The sequence below is a fragment of the Streptomyces sp. NPDC094147 genome, from assembly GCF_044764265.1.
In the GTDB taxonomy this organism is placed as follows: Bacteria; Actinomycetota; Actinomycetes; order Streptomycetales; family Streptomycetaceae; genus Streptomyces.
Genome location: NZ_JBIWHT010000081.1, coordinates 1 through 2146 on the forward strand (window position 1 = coordinate 1; position 2146 = coordinate 2146).

Consider the following 2146-nt stretch of genomic DNA (forward strand, 5'->3'; position numbering starts at 1 on the left):
GGTGTATGTGCGGGCAGGCCGACCGGATCCGGACCGTACTTTTTCCGTCCCGGCGGGTGTTGCTGGTTGATGTGGCGTCAGGCAGCGCGGGGAGGTGGGGCGCAGGCCTTGCGTGGTGCGGGCCTGCCCTGCCCGGCGTGGAGGGAGCACTGGAGGGGCCTGCCCGGCGTGGAGGGGGCTTGCTCACCGGGCGGGCGGGGCTTGGTGCGGGCAAGTTGGTCCGGGAGTTGGCTGTACCGGTGGGTGGACCGTTGGACCGAGAGTGGACCGAGACCACTGCCGAGGGTTGGCCCCGCCTTTTTGTGATCTTGGCTGTTCGTGCTGGTCAGACCCTGCGGGCAAGGAAGTTTTCGGCGCCGACACCTTCTTGTACGCGGTAGCCGTACAGGAGGTTGGGGTTCAGGGAGGGGGCGGCGCGGTGGCCGTGGTGGTGGGTGTGGAGTCCTGCCGGCCCCGGGGCGAGCACGGCGTGGGGGCCGGGCCTGGGCAGGGCGCTGTGGGCGGCACGGACGTCTGGCTACCACCTGGTGGCCCCTTGCTGGGGAAGGGGTTGTTGACGACCAACCCTGCGCGCGAGTTCCGGCCAGGATGATCTCCAAGGGGCCGAAATTTTCGTATCGTGGCTGGTGGTCAGACCCGTACCTTGCGTCATACGCGCTGCTCAGGCATGCTTCCGCATCCATTCTGGCGGCGTCCGAGATTCCGGAGGAGAGCAGAGTGGCAACAGGCAAAGTGAAATGGTTCAACGCGGACAAGGGCTTCGGCTTCATCGCGCAGGACGACGGAGGTCCGGACGTGTTCGTCCACTTCTCGTCCATCCAGAGCACTGGCTTCAAGGAGCTCTACGAGGAGGACAGGGTGGAGTACGACGTCGTCCAGGGCCCCAAGGGGCCCCAGGCGGAGAACGTCGTTCGCCAGACCTGACCCCAAGCAGCTGGTTCGCTCACGGGCTCAGTCGCCGCCGAGCCCTCGTGGCTGGCCTCGCACATGTGTTGAACGTCGAGGCTGGCCCACGGAGGTGCTGGCATCCAGGGCACGCCGGCCGACTGCCTCCGAAATGGAGAAGCCCACGACAGGACAGCGGCTTACCGCGCCGACTGCGGTAGACGCTGCGGTAGAGGCTGCACAACGGGCTGTACTAGAGACTGCGTCACTCCCCGTGACGCCCCATCATTCACGCAGGTCAGACCCCTTGGTAAGTCGTGGCCGGCATGCCGACTTCCCTCCGTACGCTCTGCCTGGCCCTGATACCTGGGGTGGTGGGGGTCGTGGTGGGGGCAGGGGCGGTGCGTGTCGGTGGGCGGGCGCTGCGCTGGCGGGGCTGGGTGGGGCGTCGGGCCGGTGGCCCGCCGCGACGGATCGTAGGCGGAGCCCCCTTGACCGCTCGTCAATCCGGTGGAGGGCAAGGGGTCGTCAGCCGTGGAATCGCAGGCGGCCTCAGGCTTGCCCGGCTCTCGGCGAGGGTGGGCAAGCCAGGCCACCCCAGGGCAAGCCTTGGTGCCCCAGCTCGGGAGGCTTGCCCCGCCGGACTGCTGTATCTGGTACACGATCTGGTACGCCATCCGGTACGCGTATCTGGTTCACCATCTGGTACACCCCAGTTCCGGCACGCGACGGAAAACCCCAGGTCATGCCCAACGGTGAGGCGTGGTGGGAAGTCAGGCATCCCCTCCTGCCCGGCCCCCTGCGCCCAATGATCAAGAAAGAGAGGGTGGGGTCTTGGGTGAGCGGGGGCGGCGGGGACGGGCGCCGTGGGGAGTTGGGGTCGCGTGGTCACGGGATGACCGCGCGGCGAAGCCGAGGAGGGTCTCAACGCCACCCGGATGTCGTTGACTGCGATCTCGGTGAGCTCGGCCCTGGGCAAGGTGGGGTTCCTCGGGGCGGGCAAGGAAGCCGGCTGCCGGGCAAAGATCTCGGGACGCTCGTAACTGGCGTGCCATCTGGTCCGACACCGGCGGGGGTCGGGAACTACTTTCGAACGCGGATGGGAGCGGCATCGCGAGCGAGCTGGCGTTTGAGTGGGGGCGGTTTGTGACGACGGGTTACTCACCGAGTTACTGACCCTTTCGGGTTCATGTCGGGTGTGGCGTGAGGACCAGCCCGGTTTCGGTGAGGCAGCCGTCGATGAGTTCGGGGTGCTGCTGGA

The 2146-nt window shown here is 67.6% G+C and carries 1 protein-coding gene; it reads left to right on the forward strand.

Annotated elements, in window-relative coordinates; genetic code table 11:
- The first annotated feature begins 717 nt into the window (after nucleotides 1-717).
- Nucleotides 718-924, forward strand: a complete 207-nt coding sequence (locus ACIQ8J_RS35845) for a cold-shock protein (protein WP_403278363.1) — start codon at nucleotides 718-720, stop codon at nucleotides 922-924.
- Nucleotides 925-2146 lie beyond the last annotated feature (1222 nt).